Below are 17,564 nucleotides of genomic sequence, written 5' to 3'. Positions count from 1 at the left end.
GAGGGGCAGAACGCGGACGAGGAATTGAAATACAGCCAAATGTGGGAGGGGGCTTGCCCCCGATTGCAGTGTGTCAGTCAGTTCAGCTGTTACTGATCCACCGCCATCGGGGGCAAGTCGAATCGTCGCACCGCCCCTCCCACATGTTTACCGCGTTCCGGCAGTTAGCCGATGGTCATCAGGCTGGCGTTACCGCCCGCCGCTGCGGTGTTGACGCTCAGCGCACGCTCGATCACCAAACGCTCCAGGGCAATTGCTGTCTCGCCTTGGGACAAACCATGTACCCCGACGATCGCCCCGCCACGCTGGGCCACTTGCTGGCAAACCGCGCGCAGTTGATCGGAATCGCCGTGGTGCAGGACTGCGTCGAACAGCACATCGTCCTTGGTCCAGTCGGCCACGCGCTTGATCTTCCCCTGAATCTCTTTCGGCAGGCGTGGGAACAAGGCTTTGGTCAGCTCGGTTTCCGGCCATACCGCCGAACCGCCGACGGCCAATACCGCCGCCAGTTGGGTCAGCAGGTCACCTTCTACTTCTGCCAGGCACAGTACGTGCTCGCGGGGCAGGATGGCGTAGCTGTTGCGCTCGCCGGTCGGGCCGGCCAACAGGCGGGTGATACCGCTTTGCGATTGCGTGGCGAACCGGCTGCACAGGGCGCTCAGGTCGCTGAGCGTGTGGCTGTCGGCCCAGGCTTTCAAAGCGGTCAGCGGTTGGCTCATGGCGTCGCGCAAGCGCACATCCGGTGCGGACAATGCATCGCCGCGAACGAAGGACTGCTCGATCGCATCGGTAGGACGCGTCGACAGCAGGCGGTACAGGTACAGCGGACCACCGGCTTTCGGGCCGGTGCCCGACAAACCTTCGCCGCCAAACGGCTGCACGCCGACCACCGCCCCGACAATGTTGCGGTTGACGTAGACGTTGCCGGCATGAACGTTGTCGATCACCTTGGCGATGGTCTCGTCGATGCGCGTGTGTACGCCCAGGGTCAGGCCGTAGCCGGAAGCGTTGATCTGGCCGATCAACTGGTCGATCTCCTTGCGCTTGTAGCGCACCACGTGCAGCACCGGGCCGAAGATCTCCCGTTGCAGCTCGTCGAAGCTTTCCAGTTCGATCAGGGTGGGCATCACGAAGGTGCCGCGCTTGATCTCTTCGCCGTCGGCGATCGCCACTTGGTACACCGCGCGGCCTTTGTCGCGCATGGCCTGGATGTGTTTCTCGATGCCGGCCTTGGCTTCGGCGTCGATCACCGGGCCGATATCCACCGACAGGCGCTCCGGGTTACCCAAGCGGCATTCAGCCATGGCGCCCTTGAGCATTTCGATGACGCGGTCTGCAGAGTCTTCCTGCAGACACAGTACACGCAGGGCCGAGCAACGCTGGCCGGCGCTGTCGAAGGCCGACGACACCACGTCGATGACCACTTGTTCGGTCAGGGCCGAAGAGTCGACGATCATCGCGTTCTGGCCACCGGTTTCGGCGATCAGCGGGATCGGTCGGCCCTGGGCATCCAGGCGTCCGGCGACATTGCGTTGCAGCAGGCGCGCGACTTCGGTGGAACCGGTGAACATCACGCCTTTGACGCGATCATCGCCGACCAGGCGCGCACCAACGGTTTCGCCCTGGCCCGGCAGCAGTTGCAGCACGCCTTCCGGAATACCGGCTTCGAGCAGGATACGTACCGCTTGTGCGGCCACCAGCGGGGTTTGCTCGGCAGGCTTGGCCAATACCGGGTTGCCGGCGGCCAGTGCGGCGGCGACTTGCCCACTGAAAATCGCCAGCGGGAAGTTCCACGGGCTGATGCAGACCACCGGGCCCAATGGGCGGTGGGCGTCGTTGGTGAAATCGTGACGCGCCTGCACCGCGTAGTAACGCAGGAAATCCACGGCTTCGCGCACTTCGGCGATGGCGTTGGCGAAGGTCTTGCCGGCTTCGCGGGCCAGCAGGCCCATCAGCGGCTGGATCTCGCCTTCCATCAGGTCGGCGGCGCGTTCAAGGATCGCGGCGCGCTCGGCGGGCGGGGTCGCCTGCCAGATCGGGCCGGCGTTGATGGCGCACTGGATCGCGTTGTCGACGTCATCGACGGTCGCTTCCTGTACGTGGCCGACCACGTCACGCAGGTCGGACGGGTTCAGCACCGGCGTCGCAGCTTCATTACTGGCGGCGCAACCCAACATCGGCGCGGCTTTCCAGTGATTGTGCGCGGTGGCCAGCAGGGCGCAGGACAACGACGCCAAACGGTGTTCGTTGGCCAGGTCGATACCGGCCGAGTTGGCGCGGTCGCTGCCGTACAGGTCACGCGGCAGTGGAATACGCGGGTGCGGCAGGCCGAAGCCGCCTTCCAGCGTCGCCATTTGCTCGATGCTGGCCACTGGATCGGCCACCAGCTCCTGGATCGAGATGGACTGGTCGGCAATGCGGTTGACGAACGAGGTGTTGGCGCCGTTTTCCAACAGGCGACGCACCAGGTAGGCCAGCAGGGTTTCGTGGGTGCCGACCGGGGCGTACACGCGGCACGGACGGTTCAGCTTGCCCTCGGCCACTTTGCCGACGACCTGTTCGTAGAGCGGTTCGCCCATGCCGTGCAGGCATTGGAACTCGTACTGGCCGGGGTAATAGTTCTGACCGGCGATATGGTAGATAGCCGACAGGGTGTGGGCGTTATGCGTGGCGAACTGCGGGTAGATGACTTCCGGCACCGACAGCAGTTTGCGTGCGCAGGCAATGTAGGACACGTCGGTATAAACCTTGCGGGTGTAGACCGGGTAGCCTTCCAGGCCTTCGACCTGGGCGCGCTTGATTTCGCTGTCCCAGTACGCGCCTTTTACCAGGCGGATCATCAGGCGGTGGCGGCTGCGGCGCGCCAGGTCGATGACGTAGTCGATCACATACGGGCAGCGCTTCTGGTAGGCCTGGATCACGAAACCGATGCCGTTCCAGCCGCTCAGTTGCGGCTCGAAGCACAGGCGTTCGAGCAGGTCCAGGGACAGTTCCAGGCGGTCGGCTTCTTCGGCATCGATGTTCAGGCCGATGTCGTATTGCTTGGCCAGCAGGGTCAGGGACAGCAAGCGCGGGTACAGCTCGTCCATCACCCGTTCGTACTGGGCACGGCTGTAACGTGGGTGCAGGGCCGACAGCTTGATGGAAATGCCCGGGCCTTCATAAATCCCACGGCCGTTCGAGGCTTTGCCGATGGAATGAATGGCTTGTTCGTAAGAGGCGAGGTACTTCTGTGCATCGTGTTCGGTGAGTGCGGCTTCACCGAGCATGTCGTAGGAATAGCGGAAACCTTTGGCTTCGAACTTGCTCGCATTGGCCAGGGCTTCGGCGATGGTTTCGCCGGTGACGAACTGCTCGCCCATCAGGCGCATGGCCATGTCGACGCCCTTGCGGATCATCGGCTCGCCGCTCTTGCCGATGATGCGGCTCAGGGATGAGGTCAGGCCCGCTTCGTTGTGGGTGGCGACCAGTTTGCCGGTCAGCAGCAGGCCCCAGGTGGCCGCGTTGACGAACAGCGACGGGCTGTTGCCCAGGTGCGGTTGCCAGTTACCGGTGCTGATCTTGTCGCGGATCAGTGCGTCGCGGGTGCCTTTGTCGGGGATGCGCAGCAGCGCTTCGGCCAGGCACATCAGTGCCACGCCTTCCTGGGACGACAGGGAGAATTCCTGCAGCAAACCCTGGACGATGCCGGCACGGCCGCCGGCGCTCTTCTGGTTGCGCAGTTTTTCTGCAATCGACGCGGCCAGCTTATTCGTGGCTTCGGCCATCTGGGCCGGCAGGCGAGCCTGTTCGATCAGCATCGGCACCACTTCCGGCTCCGGGCGGCGGTAAGCGGAGGTGATCGAGGCGCGCAGTACGGATTGCGGCAGGATGCTCTCGGCGAACTCGAGGAAGCACTGATGGGCGTGGTCGGCCTGGACCTCGCCGGCGTCATCGGCCTCCTTGCTGCTCAAGCCATTGAGCTCGGTCAGGGTTGCACCACCCTCGAGTTTCTCCAGGTAATTGAAAATCGCCTGCTTGATCAGCCAGTGCGGCGTGCGATCAATGGAGGTCGCGGCCGCCTTCAGGCGCTCGCGGGTCGGGTCGTCGAGTTTGACCCCAAGGGTGGTTGTAGCCATTTTCTTATCCTCATGGGTGCCACTACCGAGTGGCATCAGCTGGCGGCAAGATTAGCTTCGGTCTGGAAGAGGTGCAACCGGGTGCAACCCTTTTTATGCATGAATTTTTCGCCGTTCCATCGGGAAAAAACCGACACTCGACCGAATCCGCTGCACTTTGGTGCATTTGCTTCTGAGATCGGCTGTTCTTGCTCCGAAAAGGAGCAAAAACGCGGTGTTTTCTGTAAAACACATCAAGGTGCAACTTATTCGCGAGAAACTGGTTGCACCTTATTTGCTTTGTTGAATAGCATTCGCAGCCAAGGTGCAACCACACGCATGGTGTGGTTCATCGGCTGACGGCTTTCCTGGGGAAACGTCAGTCATAAATGCGCGCGATGCAGCTACGTTTACTCACTGGATCAGTGGGTGGCCGTCTGACAGACCGCCGCTACATAAAAACAAAGCCAGGGCGTCACTTCTATGAGCGTTAGTAATCCAACCCTGATCACGTTCGTGATCTACATCGCAGCAATGGTGCTGATCGGCTTCATGGCCTATCGCTCCACCAACAACCTTTCCGATTACATCCTGGGCGGTCGCAGCCTCGGTAGCGTGGTGACTGCCTTGTCAGCCGGTGCTTCCGACATGAGCGGCTGGTTGTTGATGGGCCTGCCGGGCGCGATCTACATGTCCGGCCTGTCGGAAAGCTGGATCGCCATCGGCCTGATCGTCGGTGCGTACCTCAACTGGCTGTTCGTGGCCGGTCGCCTGCGCGTGCAGACCGAGCACAACGGCGACGCCCTGACGCTGCCGGATTACTTTTCCAGCCGTTTCGAAGATAAAAGCGGCCTGCTGCGGATCATCTCCGCAGTAGTGATCCTGGTGTTCTTCACCATCTATTGCGCTTCCGGCATCGTGGCCGGTGCCCGCCTGTTCGAAAGCACCTTCGGCATGTCCTACGAGACTGCGCTGTGGGCCGGCGCGGCGGCGACGATTGCCTACACCTTCGTCGGTGGTTTCCTGGCTGTGAGCTGGACCGACACCGTACAAGCCACCTTGATGATCTTCGCGCTGATCCTGACGCCGATCATCGTGCTGCTGGCCACCGGCGGTATCGATACCACGTTCCTGGCGATCGAAGCGAAGAACCCCGACAACTTCAACATGCTGAAAAACACCAGCTTCATCGGCATCATCTCGCTGATGGGCTGGGGCCTGGGTTACTTCGGCCAGCCGCACATCCTCGCGCGCTTCATGGCGGCGGATTCGGTGAAGTCGATCGCCAAGGCGCGTCGCATCTCCATGACCTGGATGATCCTGTGCCTGGGCGGCACCGTGGCCGTGGGCTTCTTCGGCATCGCCTACTTCTCGGCGCACCCGGAAGTGGCCGGCCCCGTGACCGAGAACCACGAGCGCGTGTTTATCGAGCTGGCCAAGCTGCTGTTCAACCCATGGATTGCTGGCGTTCTGCTGTCGGCGATTCTGGCGGCGGTCATGAGCACTTTGAGCTGCCAATTGCTGGTGTGCTCCAGCGCCCTGACCGAGGACTTCTACAAGACCTTCCTGCGCAAGAACGCTTCCCAGGTTGAGCTGGTGTGGGTCGGCCGCGCCATGGTGCTGCTGGTGGCCGTGATCGCCATCGGCCTGGCCGCCAACCCGAATAACCGCGTATTGGGCCTGGTGAGCTACGCCTGGGCCGGCTTCGGCGCCGCGTTCGGCCCTGTGGTACTGATCTCGGTGATCTGGAAGCAGATGACCCGTAACGGCGCACTGGCTGGCATTCTGGTCGGCGCGATCACCGTGATCGTGTGGAAGCATTTCGAATTGTTGGGCCTGTACGAAATCATCCCAGGCTTCATCTTCGCCAGCCTGGCGATCTACATCGTCAGCAAGCTGGGCGCGCCGACTGCGGGTATGGTTGAGCGCTTTGATGCTGCGGAGAAAGACTACAACCTCAACAAATAAAACCTCAGGCGTTATGCGCCTGATGTGTTGAAGAAAACGGCTCGCTATCTTTTGGATAGCGGGCCGTTTTTTCTCAACTGGTCAGTCAAAGTAAATGACGATCAGACCTATCAATCCGGCTGCGCCAATAAGCGCCGTGCCATGAAGCATGAGCTTTGTGCTGCGCGGAAAGGCTTGTACCTGCGGGAGGTCAATGACTCCCCGTCTTGCATTTAGCCTGGGTAGTGCGACGGCCACATACACTGCGCAAAGCCTCATCATCCTTTCGCGCGGTGAGTTTCCCCAGTAGCTGCTGTGGAAGGCGACTAGGCGGCACTTGTTCAAGAGCGCTTCCATGGGTTCAAGTTTTCGGTAACACAAGAAGAGCCCGATGATGGTGGTGGTGATGACTGCGGATGCAGAGCTGATGGCAATCAAGGAAGTAGCAGGGAGGTTCAAGAAGTCATCAATACTCATACAAAAGCTCTCCTACCTTCTCGCCGCCTTCCCCACCTAGTGTCGTGGTTTTGGCGGGGGATTTTTCGGTGGTTTTTTGCTTTTGGGAAAAGGGCTACTGAGTTGCGCCAGGTTTCCGACAGAGGCGTGAATTTTCACTGCCTTTACGCTGACGACCTTGCGGCACAAGGTCGCCTGCTTCACGCGCCATGCAGATGTTAGCCATGGCGCGCGGGTCGCTTATCTGGCCTCAGGCGTGTGTTGCAGCCAGCGCCTGTTGCAGATCCTCGATCAAATCTTCAATCGCCTCGATCCCCACCGACAGGCGAATCATCTCCGGTTTCACGCCGGCCTTGGCCTGTTCCTGCTCGTTCATCTGGCGATGGGTGGTGGACGCCGGGTGGCAGGCCAGGGATTTGGCGTCGCCGATGTTCACCAGGCGTTTGAAGATTTGCAGGGCGTCGTAGAAGCGTACACCGGCTTCGTAACCGCCCTTCAGACCAAACGACAGGATCGCCGACGGTTTGCCCTGCATGTATTTCTGCGCCAGGGCGTGGTGTGGATGATCGGGCAGCCCGGCGTAGCTGACCCATTCGACTTCGGCGTGATCTTGCAGGAACTGCGCGACCTTCAAGGCATTCTCGGTGTGGCGTTCCATGCGCAGGGCCAGGGTTTCCAGGCCTTGCAGCAGCAGGAAGGCGTTCATCGGCGCCAACGCTGCGCCGGTGTTGCGCAGCGGTACGGTGCGGGCGCGTGCGATGAAGGCGGCGGGGCCGAATTTTTCGGTGTAGACCACGCCGTGGTAAGCCGGTTCGGGCTGGTTGAGGCCGGGGAATTTTTCGGCGTATTTCGCCCACGGGAACGTGCCGCTGTCGACAATCACGCCGCCCAGGGAGTTGCCATGGCCGCCGACGTATTTGGTCACCGAATGCACCACGATATCGGCACCGAACTGGATCGGTTTGCACAGGATCGGCGTGGCCACGGTGTTGTCCACCATCAGCGGTACGCCACGGGCGTGGGCCACGTCGGCGAGGGCTTGCAGGTCGATGATGTTGCCCGCCGGGTTGCCGATGCTCTCGCAGTAGACCAGTTTGGTGTTGTCGTCGATCAGTTCGGCGATGGCGGCGGCGGAATCGTCGCGGGCGAAGCGCACATCGACGCCAAAGCTCGGCAGCAGGTGGGCGAACAGGGTGTAGGTGCCGCCATAGAGCTGCGGCGTGGTGACGATGTTGTCACCGGCGCGGGTCAGGGTCTGGATCGCATAGTGGATCGCTGCGCTGCCGGCGGACACGGCCAGCGCGGCGATACCGCCTTCGAGCGCGGCCATGCGTTGCTCCAGCACATCGTTGGTCGGGTTCATGATCCGCGTGTAGATATTGCCGGGTACGTCCAGGTTGAACAGGTCGGCGCCGTGCTGGGCGTTATCGAATTCGAAGGCGACGTTCTGGTAGATCGGCACCGCGACGGCCTTGGTGGTCGGGTCGGACTTGAAGCCGTGGTGCAGGGCGATGGTGGCGTCTTTCATGGTTATTGTTGACCTCCTTGGTTTTAAGGGCGCCCCCGGGCAGGGTGGGAGCTGGCTTGGCTGCGATGGCATCATCGCGGAGTGCAGGTAATACCGCGTCGCTTGTGTCGCGGGCAAGCCCGCACATGCTGTAAGGATTAGATTGTTTTCACAAGGACGCCTGTCTTTGCGGCATAAGGACCGCCCGGCATGCGGCCCTGCACCTTTGCCCGTGTAGCAGGTAAACTTCGCCCCCTGCGCAGGAGCAACCATGAATTATCGTCACGCCTTTCACGCCGGCAACCACGCCGATGTCTTCAAACACCTGACCTTGACCCGCCTCATCGCCTTGATGTCGCGCAAGGAGCAGCCGTTCGCCTACCTCGATACCCATGCCGGGATCGGTCTGTACGACCTGCAGGGCGATCAGGCCAACCGTACCGGTGAATACCTGGAAGGCATCGCCCGTCTGTGGGGCAAGAGCGATCTGCCGCCATTGACCGCCGACTACATGCGCGTGCTGCACGAGATGAACCCGGATGGCCAGTTGCGCTACTACCCCGGTTCGCCGGAACTGGCACGCCGCCTGACCCGCCCCCAGGACCGCGTGCTGCTCAATGAAAAGCACCCGGAAGACGGCGTGCTGCTCAAGGACAACATGAAGGGCGATCGTCGCGTCAAGGTTCACCTGGGCGAAGGCTGGCATGTGCCACGTGCGTTGCTGCCGGTGCCGGAAAAGCGTGCGCTGATGCTGATCGACCCGCCGTTTGAACAGCTCGACGAAATGCAGCGCTGCGCGGCGTCGCTCAAAGAGGCGGTCGGCCGCATGCGCCAGACGGTCGCCGCGATCTGGTACCCGGTGAAGGACCAGCGCATGTTGCGCCGTTTCTACCAGGACCTGGCCGGCACCGGTGCGCCGAAGCTGCTGCGCGTCGAATTGCTGGTGCATCCGTTGGACACGCCCAACACCCTGACCGGCTCGGGCCTGGCGATTGCCAACCCGCCGTGGGGCTTGGAAGAGGAGTTGCGTGAGCTGCTGCCGTGGCTGTCCAAGCAACTGGGCCAGACCCAGGGCGGGTGGCAGATGGATTGGCTGATTGCTGAGTAACCGAGTCTGGCGCAGGCCCATGTGGGAGGGGGCTTGCCCCCGATAACGGTGTGTCAGTCCATACATCTGTACCTGATACATTGCTATCGGGGGCAAGTCGAACCGTCGCACCGCCCCTCCCACATTTTTTTAGATCGGGCAGGTCACGCCTGTACCGCCGATCCCGCAATAGCCCTGCGGATTCTTCGCCAGGTACTGCTGGTGATACGCCTCGGCGAAGTACACCGTCGGGGCCTCGTCGATTTCCGTGGTGATGGGGCCCAGGCCAGCCTTGGTCAGCTCTTGCTGATACGCCTGCGCACTGGCCTGCGCCGCCGCCAATTGCTCCGGCGTGGTGGCGTAGATCACTGAACGGTACTGGCTGCCGATGTCGTTGCCCTGGCGCATGCCCTGGGTCGGGTTGTGCAGTTCCCAGAACATCTTCAGCAAGTCTTCGTATTTCACCTTGGCCTGGTCATACACCACCAGCACCACTTCGCTATGGCCGGTCAGGCCCGAGCAGACTTCTTCGTAGGTCGGGTTCGGCGTGTAGCCGCCGGCATAACCGACCACGGTGCTGACCACGCCATCGCGCTGCCAGAATTTGCGTTCTGCGCCCCAGAAGCAGCCCAGGCCGAAGATCGCGAAGCCGACGTCGTCGAGGAACGGGCCGAGCAGCGGGTTGCCGTTGACGAAGTGCGTCTCCGGCAGCGTCATCGGGGTTTCGCGGCCAGGCAAAGCTTGTTCTGCAGTAGGAAGCACGTTTTTGTTCACCAGAATTTCCGAGCGCAAGACCATGAGCAGTCCTCTCGTCAGGTTGAGTTAACAGTAAAGAATCAGACAGCCAGTGTGCCCGAGTGTTACAGCGCTGTCAGGCGATTGGCCCGCGAGGGTAGCGTTTAAGCTTCTCGAGCAGCTCTGAACCGGGGATGGGCCGGTCGAACAGATAGCCCTGGCCGACGTCGCAACGGTGCCGACGCAGGAACGCCAACTGCTCGGCGGTCTCGATGCCTTCGGCCACGACCTTGAGCTTGAGGTTGTGGGCCATGGCGATCACGGCGGAGGTGATTTCCATGTCGTCCTGGTTGTCCGGGATTTCGTGGATAAAGCTGCGATCGATCTTGATGATGTCGATCGGGAATTTTTTCAAGTAGCTCAGCGACGAGTAACCGGTGCCGAAGTCGTCCATGGCCAGGGTCAGGCCCAGGCTTTTCAACTGGTCCAGTTGCAGACGGGTGTCCTCGGTGGCCTCCAGCAGCAGGCCTTCGGTCAACTCAAGTTCGAGCAGGTTGGCCGGCAGTTCTTCTTCCTTGAGGATCGAGGCAATCGAGGCCACCAGGTCCGGGTCGGAGAACTGTTTGGGCGACAGGTTGATCGCCACCTGCAGGTTGCCCAGGCCGGCGGCGCTCAGTTGCTTGCTCATGCGGCAGGCCTGGCGGGCGATCCATTTGCCGATGGGGATGATCAGGCCGGTTTCTTCGGCCACGCTGATGAACTGGTCGGGGCGGATCATGCCCTTTTCCGGGTGGTTCCAACGCAGCAGCGCCTCCATGCCCAGCAAGCGGCCACTGCGCAGGCACAGCTTGGGCTGGTAGAACACGTCCAGCTCGTTCTGGGTCAGGGCGCGGCGCAGGTTGTTTTCCACGAACAGTTTGTAGCTGGCCTCGGCGTTCAGCGCTTCGGTAAACACTTGTACCTGGTGTTTGCCGTTGGCTTTGGCCTTGTGCAGGGCCAAGCCGGCGTTGCGCATCAGGGTTTGCGGGTCGCGGCCATGCAGCGGCGCGCAGGCCAGGCCCACGGAGCCGGTGACGCTGATCAATTGGTTGTCGACGAACATCGGCTTGTCGAGGGTCGCCAGCAGTTGGCTGGCAACGAGCTGGCCGCTCTCCAGGTCGGTGTCGTCGAGCAATACCGCAAATTCGTTACTGGCAAAGCGCGCCAGGCTGCCACCGGCGCTGAGGCTGTTGCGCAGGCGCCGGGCCAGGCTGATCAGCAGCTTGTCGCCGGTCTGGTGGCCGAGGCTGTCGTTGATCCGCTTGAAGTTGTCGATGTCCACCAGCAACAGACAGATCGGGCTGTCGCTGTCGCGGGCAAAGCGTTCGTCGAGGTTGCGGATAAACGCCGGACGGTTGCCCAGGTTGGTCAGGTTGTCGGTATAGGCCAGGCGCTCGATGCGCTGCTGGGCCAGCTTGGTCTGGGTGATGTCTTCGTAGATGCCGATGTAGTGGGTCAGCTCGCGATTGTCGCCATAGACCTTGGAGATCGACAGCTGGCCCCAATAGGGTTCCAGGTTCTTGCGTCGGCTCTTGAACTCGCCCTGCCAGCTGTTGCTCTTGGCCAGGCTCGACGGCGCGTCGAACAGCAATTCGCTGAGGTTTTCCAGCGCGGGCAATTGCGCCAGGCGATGGCCGTGGACCTCTTCGGTACTGTACTGGGTGATCGCGGTAAAACTGGGGTTGACGTACTCCACCACGCCATCGCAATTGACCAGCAGGAAGGCGTTGGCGCTTTGTTCCACCGCGCGCTGAAACAGGTGCAGGGCGCTGGTGGCGGTACGACGGTTGTGATTGTTGATCACTTGCGCGAACTGATCCGCCAGCTCGCCGGCAAAGGCGATCTCGTCGGACTGCCAGACGCGTGTGCAGCCGCTTTGTTCCAGGCACAGCACACCCACGACCTGGCCATCGACACGGATGCTCGCGTCGAGCATTGCATGCACGTCGTTGGCCTGCAGCGATTCGGCCATTTCGCGGGTGCGTGGGTCGCGCATGACATTGGTAGCATCGATCGCCCGGCTGGTTTGCAGGGCTTCGAGATAGTCCGGAAAGCCACTGGCATCAATCGGCTCGGGCAAGTGGTGGCGCTGATCGGCGCGCTGGTACGCCGAGATCGGTACCAGGCGCTGGCCTTCGAGGTTCCAGATGCTGGCGCAATCGATCTGATAGATATCGCAGGCGCTGCGGGTAATCAGCTCGGCGGCTTCCTGCAGCGAATTATTCGTGGTGTAGCGCTGGCGTGCGAGCAGCAGGATCAGCTCTTGCTGGGCGCGTACCCGTTCCAGGTGCAGCAACTGTTCCTGTTGCGCGCGCTGGTTGAGTTCCAGGGCAATCTGCAGCCGGCTGTTCTGGCTTTCCAGGTCTGCTGTCGGCGCTGTCGACGGGATCTCGCTGAACAGGCCGTCGACCACCATCAGGTAGCCCCGCAGCAGGTGGCGATTGTGTTGTTTGTAGGCTTCGCCCAGTTCCAGCAGGCTTAGAGGGCCGTCGTTGGTGTGCAGGGTGTAGCGCACCAGGTAATGAGGGCTCTCGGCCAGTTGCTGCTGGATGGCATCGTGCAGTTGATAGCGCGCCTGTGGCTCCATCAGGCTGGCGTAGGGCGAGCCGATCAGCGCGCACAGTTCAACCGCCGGCAGGCCGAATTGGCGCTCGCAATTGGGGTCTAGGTAGAGCAGGGCCCAGCTTGCCTCATTCAGCCGCTCGAAACGCAGCATACCGAGGCGCGAAGGCACCGGTAATTGCGTCACTACCTCGGCCGCCGTCCGGGCGACATCGGGTTGGCTTTTCATGGGGAAGCTCACTTGAAAAAACGCACTCGGCGCCGGGCTCACGCCCTCTTTACTGTTGCCTGCAGCAAGGTTGCATCATGCAGCCCAGGCTGACAAGAGAGGATGAAGGCTAAGTGCTATAAGGGTTATATCGGCTACGCGGTCGATTTCTGCAATCGGGGTGATAGGTGGTGTACAACCCTGTTTTTACTGTCCAAGAAACGCGCAAAAAAAGCCCCGCCAAGTGGCGGGGTTGAGGTACGAGCGTGGCGCTCGGAAATCGATGCAATCGGGCCTCCCTCGTGCAAGGGAGGCCCGTCGCGGCTTACAGCAAGATGGTGCGGATATCGTTCAGCAGTTGGCTCAGGCGCTGGGTGAAGCGTGCCGCCGCGGCGCCGTTGATCACGCGGTGATCGTAGGACAGCGACAGTGGCAGCATCAGCTTCGGCTGGAAGGCTTTACCGTCCCATACCGGCTGGATGGTCGCCTTGGAAACGCCCAGGATCGCCACTTCCGGCGCATTGACGATTGGCGTGAAGCCAGTGCCGCCAATGTGGCCGAGGCTGGAGATGGTGAAGCATGCGCCCTGCATGTCGTCCGCGGTGAGCTTCTTGTCGCGGGCCTTGGCAGCCAGCGCAGCGGCTTCGGCAGCCAGTTGCAGCAGGCTCTTCTGGTCGACGTTCTTGATGACCGGTACCAGCAGGCCATCCGGGGTGTCGACGGCAAAGCCGATGTGAACGTACTTCTTGCGAATGATCGCCTTGCCGCTTGGCGCCAGCGAACTGTTGAAGTCCGGCAGCTCCTTGAGCAGGTGCGCGCAGGCCTTGAGCAACAGTGGCAGCACGGTCAGTTTCACGCCGGCCTTCTCGGCCACGGCTTTCTGCGCAACGCGGAAAGCTTCCAGGTCGGTGATGTCGGCCTGGTCGAACTGGGTTACGTGCGGGATGTTCAGCCAGCTGCGGTGCAGGCTCGACGCGCCGATTTGCATCAGGCGGGTCATCTGCACTTCTTCGGTTTCACCGAAGCGGCTGAAGTCCACGACCGGGATCGGCGGAATGCCCGCACCACCGGTAGCATTGCCGGCAGCCGGGGCTTCCTTGGCTTTCTGCATCATGGATTTGACGTAAACCTGCACGTCTTCCTTGAGCACGCGACCGTGCGGGCCGGTGGCCGTGACGGCGTTCAGCTCGACGCCGAACTCGCGGGCCAGTTGGCGCACGGCAGGACCGGCGTGAACCTTGGCACCGCTTCGTGCCGGTGCCGCCGCCGGGGCCGGTGCGGCCTCGGCGTTTGCGGCAGGGGCCGGAGCTGGAGCCGCGGCGGCCGGTGCGGCTTCAGCCTTGGCAGCCGGCGCAGCGGCCGGTGCTGGGGCAGCAGCCGACGCAGCGCCTTGGACTTTCAGCTTGAGGATGAAGTCGCCAGTGCCGACTTCGTCTTCCAGCTTGACCGCGATGCTTTCCACCACGCCGGCAGCCGGCGAAGGGATTTCCATGGAGGCCTTGTCGGACTCCAGGGTGATCAGCGACTGGTCGGCTTCGACGGTGTCGCCGACCTTGACCAGCAGTTCGATGATCTTGGCCTTGCCCGACGAGCCGATGTCCGGGACATGAATGTCCTGGATGGTGGCTGCGGCCGGTGCGGCAGCCGGGGCCGCAGGGGCCTCGGCAGCAGCAGGTTTTTCAGCCGGCGCTGGCGCTGGCGCTGGCGCCGGTGCAGCTGCGGCAGCTGGAGCCGCAGCGGCGGCGCCCTCGATTTCCAGCTCCAGCAGTTCGTCGCCTTCTTTCAGGCGATCGCCCAGCTTCACTTTCAGGCTCTTGACCACGCCGGCCTTGGGAGCAGGGATTTCCATGCTCGCCTTGTCCGATTCCAGGGTCAGGATGCTCTGGTCGGCTTCGACGGTGTCGCCGACCTTCACAAACAGCTCGATTACTTCACCTTCACCGCTGCCGATGTCAGGTACGCGAATGAGTTCGCTCACAAAAAGTCTCCTCAGCAGTCCAGTGGGTTGCGTTTTTCCGGGTTGATCCCGAACTTGACGATGGCGTCAGCCACCACCTTGGGTTCGATCTCACCGCGGTCAGCCAAGGCTTCCAGGGCTGCCAACACCACGAAGTGACGGTCGACTTCGAAGAAGTGACGCAGCTTCTTGCGGCTGTCACTGCGGCCGAAACCGTCGGTGCCCAGGACTTTGAATTCCTTGGACGGGACCCACTGGCGAATTTGTTCCGCAAACAGCTTCATGTAGTCGGTGGATGCGATGACCGGACCTTTACGGCCAGTCAGGCATTCTTCGACGTAGCTCAGCTCAGGCTTCTGACCTGGGTGCAGGCGGTTGTTGCGTTCTACGGCCAGGCCGTCGCGACGCAGTTCGTTGAAGCTGGTCACGCTCCACACGTCGGCGCCGACGTTGAATTCGTCACGCAGGATCTTCGCCGCTTCACGCACTTCGCGCAGGATGGTGCCGGAGCCCATCAGTTGCACGTGGTGTGCTGCTTCCTTGGTGTCTTCTTCGAGCAGGTACATGCCCTTGATGATGCCTTCCTCGACACCGGCCGGCATGGCAGGTTGCTGGTAGGACTCGTTCATCACGGTGATGTAGTAGAAAACGTCCTGCTGCTCCTGGGTCATCTTCTTCATGCCGTCCTGGATGATCACCGCCAGCTCATAGCCGTAGGTTGGATCAAAGGTGCGGCAGTTCGGAATGGTGGCCGCCAGGATGTGGCTGTGACCGTCTTCGTGTTGCAGGCCTTCGCCGTTCAGCGTGGTGCGGCCGGCGGTGCCGCCGATCAGGAAGCCACGGGTACGGCTGTCGCCTGCTGCCCAGGCCAGGTCGCCGATACGCTGGAAGCCGAACATCGAGTAGAAGATGTAGAACGGCAGCATCGGCTGGTTGTGGCAGGAGTACGACGTACCGGCCGCGATGAAGGAGCTCATGGCGCCCGCTTCGTTGATGCCTTCTTCGAGGATCTGGCCCTTCTTGTCTTCCTTGTAGAACATCACCTGGTCTTTATCGACTGGCTCGTAGAGCTGGCCGACGGAGGAGTAGATGCCCAACTGACGGAACATGCCTTCCATACCGAAGGTACGGGCTTCGTCCGGGATGATCGGCACGATGCGCGAACCGACTTCCTTATCCTTGACCAGCTGCGCGAGGATCCGCACGAAGGCCATGGTGGTGGAGATTTCACGGTCGCCCGAGCCGTCGAGGATGGCCTTGAGGGTATCCAGCGCCGGTGTTGGGATGTTGACGCTCTTGGCACGGCGCTGTGGCACGAAACCGCCCAGTGCGGCACGACGCTCGCTCAGGTAACGGGCTTCGGCGCTGTTCGGCTCTGGCTTGAAGAACGGCAGGTTTTCCAGCTCTTCGTCCTTGACCGGGATGTCGAAGCGGTCGCGGAACAGCTTCAGGCTGCCGACGTCGACTTTCTTGGTGTTGTGCGCAGTGTTCTTCGCTTCGCCGGCACCGGTGCCATAACCCTTGATGGTCTTGGCCAGGATGACGGTCGGTTGTTCTTTGTGGTTGACCGCTTCGTGGTACGCCGCGTAGACCTTGTACGGGTCGTGGCCGCCACGGTTGAGTTTCCAGATCTCGTCGTCGGACAGGTCGGCAACCATCGCCTTGAGTTCAGGCGTGTTGAAGAAGTGTTCACGCACGAACGCGCCGTCTTTGGCCTTGTAGTTCTGGTACTCGCCGTCGATGACTTCGTCCATGCGACGTTGCAGGATACCGTCGACGTCCTTGGCCAGCAGTGGGTCCCAGAAACGGCCCCAGATGACTTTGGTCACGTTCCACTGAGCACCGCGGAACACGCCTTCGAGTTCCTGGATGATCTTGCCGTTGCCGCGAACCGGGCCGTCGAGGCGCTGCAGGTTGCAGTTGATGACGAAGATCAGGTTGTCCAGCTTCTCGCGGCCGGCCAGGGAGATGGCACCCAGGGATTCCGGCTCGTCGCACTCGCCGTCGCCCAGGAAGCACCAGACTTTCTGCTTGCCTTCGGGGATGAAACCACGGGCTTCCATGTACTTCATGAAGCGCGCCTGGTAGATCGCCTGGATCGGGCCCAGACCCATGGAAACGGTCGGGAACTGCCAGAAATCAGGCATCAGCCAAGGGTGCGGGTAGGACGACAGGCCCTGGCCGTCGACTTCCTGGCGGAAGTTGTTCATCTGTTCTTCGCTGATGCGACCTTCCATGAACGCACGGGCGTAGACGCCTGGCGAGGTGTGGCCCTGGAAGTAGATCAGGTCGCCGCCGTGTTCGTCGGTCGGGGCCTGGAAGAAGTAGTTGAAGCCGATGTCATAGAGCGTTGCGCTGGAAGCGAAGCTGGAGATGTGACCGCCCAGGTCAGAATCTTTCAAGTTCGTACGCATTACCATCGCCATGGCGTTCCAACGTACCAGCGAGCGAATGCGGCGTTCCATGAACAGGTCGCCAGGCATGCGTGCTTCGTGGGTAACAGGGATGGTATTGCGATATGGCGTGGTGATGGCGTAGGGCAGTTGCGAGCCGCTGCGGGTCGCGAGTTCGCCCATACGGGTCATCAGATAGTGAGCACGGTCTTCGCCTTCTTTGTCGAGAACCGATTCCAGGGCGTCCAGCCATTCCTGGGTTTCGACGGGATCGAGGTCTTGCATGGCTTGCTCCAGGGCGGAAAGGCTACCAGAATCGGTTGCCTGAAGTTTGCGACTGGCCTTGTGGGCAGACGACATAAATTCTTGGATGGCCGGAGGTTGCTCCGGCGTCCTGTAGTTTTACTACAAATCGTCGGCCATTTCAGCCTTTCGAATGTATATACGAGTAGTAAAACTACACAAGACTGAGCGGATTGCTCGGTCCGTTAGGTGAGCATAATCGTTATTGTTGATCTTTTGCGAAGAAGAAAAGGTAGAAATTTAATGTTACCTGCCAAAATTTATGAATTTTCA

10 protein-coding genes are annotated in these 17,564 nt (G+C 61.4%); 3 read left to right on the top strand and 7 right to left on the bottom strand.

What is annotated here, in order from left to right; genetic code table 11:
- Positions 1-164: 164 nt before the first annotated feature.
- Entirely contained in the window at positions 165-4,118 is a 3,954-nt protein-coding gene (putA, locus tag ACVWZP_RS18135) for a trifunctional transcriptional regulator/proline dehydrogenase/L-glutamate gamma-semialdehyde dehydrogenase (RefSeq protein ID WP_457369990.1), read from the bottom strand.
- Positions 4,119-4,199: 81 nt separating this feature from the next.
- On the opposite strand from putA, the gene ACVWZP_RS18130 reads away from it, so the two are divergent.
- Positions 4,200-4,457, top strand: coding sequence for a hypothetical protein (locus ACVWZP_RS18130; RefSeq protein ID WP_457369989.1), 258 nt, complete (start codon positions 4,200-4,202; stop codon positions 4,455-4,457).
- Between the two features lie 123 nt (positions 4,458-4,580).
- On the top strand, positions 4,581-6,065 hold the full coding sequence (gene putP, locus ACVWZP_RS18125) for a sodium/proline symporter PutP (protein WP_046384943.1): 1,485 nt from the start codon (positions 4,581-4,583) through the stop codon (positions 6,063-6,065).
- Positions 6,066-6,146: 81 nt separating this feature from the next.
- On the opposite strand, the gene ACVWZP_RS18120 is transcribed toward putP, so the two are convergent.
- Together ACVWZP_RS18120 and ACVWZP_RS18115 are read right to left on the bottom strand one after the other, a co-directional pair.
- Positions 6,147-6,521: a hypothetical protein gene (locus ACVWZP_RS18120; protein ID WP_017849815.1), complete on the bottom strand. Its 375-nt coding sequence runs from the start codon at positions 6,519-6,521 to the stop codon at positions 6,147-6,149.
- A gap of 229 nt (positions 6,522-6,750) precedes the next feature.
- Positions 6,751-8,028 (bottom strand): O-acetylhomoserine aminocarboxypropyltransferase/cysteine synthase family protein, encoded by a 1,278-nt coding sequence (locus ACVWZP_RS18115; RefSeq protein WP_017849813.1) that lies wholly within the window; start codon positions 8,026-8,028, stop codon positions 6,751-6,753.
- A gap of 250 nt (positions 8,029-8,278) precedes the next feature.
- Between ACVWZP_RS18115 and ACVWZP_RS18110 the strand changes: the two genes are divergently transcribed.
- Positions 8,279-9,115, top strand: a complete 837-nt coding sequence (locus tag ACVWZP_RS18110) for a 23S rRNA (adenine(2030)-N(6))-methyltransferase RlmJ (protein ID WP_017849812.1) — start codon at positions 8,279-8,281, stop codon at positions 9,113-9,115.
- Between the two features lie 129 nt (positions 9,116-9,244).
- Here the strand turns inward: ACVWZP_RS18110 and msrA are convergent, their stop codons facing one another.
- The 4 genes from msrA to aceE form a co-directional block, all read right to left on the bottom strand.
- The gene (gene msrA, locus ACVWZP_RS18105) at positions 9,245-9,892 is read right to left on the bottom strand and encodes a peptide-methionine (S)-S-oxide reductase MsrA (protein WP_017849811.1); all 648 of its coding nucleotides are present in this window, start codon (positions 9,890-9,892) and stop codon (positions 9,245-9,247) included.
- A 73-nt stretch (positions 9,893-9,965) separates the two neighbouring features.
- On the bottom strand, positions 9,966-12,659 hold the full coding sequence (locus ACVWZP_RS18100; RefSeq protein WP_079442701.1) for a putative bifunctional diguanylate cyclase/phosphodiesterase: 2,694 nt from the start codon (positions 12,657-12,659) through the stop codon (positions 9,966-9,968).
- Positions 12,660-12,963: 304 nt separating this feature from the next.
- Positions 12,964-14,616: a dihydrolipoyllysine-residue acetyltransferase gene (gene aceF / locus ACVWZP_RS18095; protein ID WP_457369988.1), complete on the bottom strand. Its 1,653-nt coding sequence runs from the start codon at positions 14,614-14,616 to the stop codon at positions 12,964-12,966.
- 11 nt (positions 14,617-14,627) lie between these two features.
- On the bottom strand, positions 14,628-17,273 hold the full coding sequence (gene aceE, locus ACVWZP_RS18090) for a pyruvate dehydrogenase (acetyl-transferring), homodimeric type (RefSeq protein WP_046384939.1): 2,646 nt from the start codon (positions 17,271-17,273) through the stop codon (positions 14,628-14,630).
- Positions 17,274-17,564 lie beyond the last annotated feature (291 nt).

The sequence above is a fragment of the Pseudomonas sp. TE36184 genome, assembly GCF_054060055.1.
The sequence above is the reverse complement of the archived record's forward strand: the minus strand, read 5'-3'. Positions and strand labels throughout refer to the sequence as shown.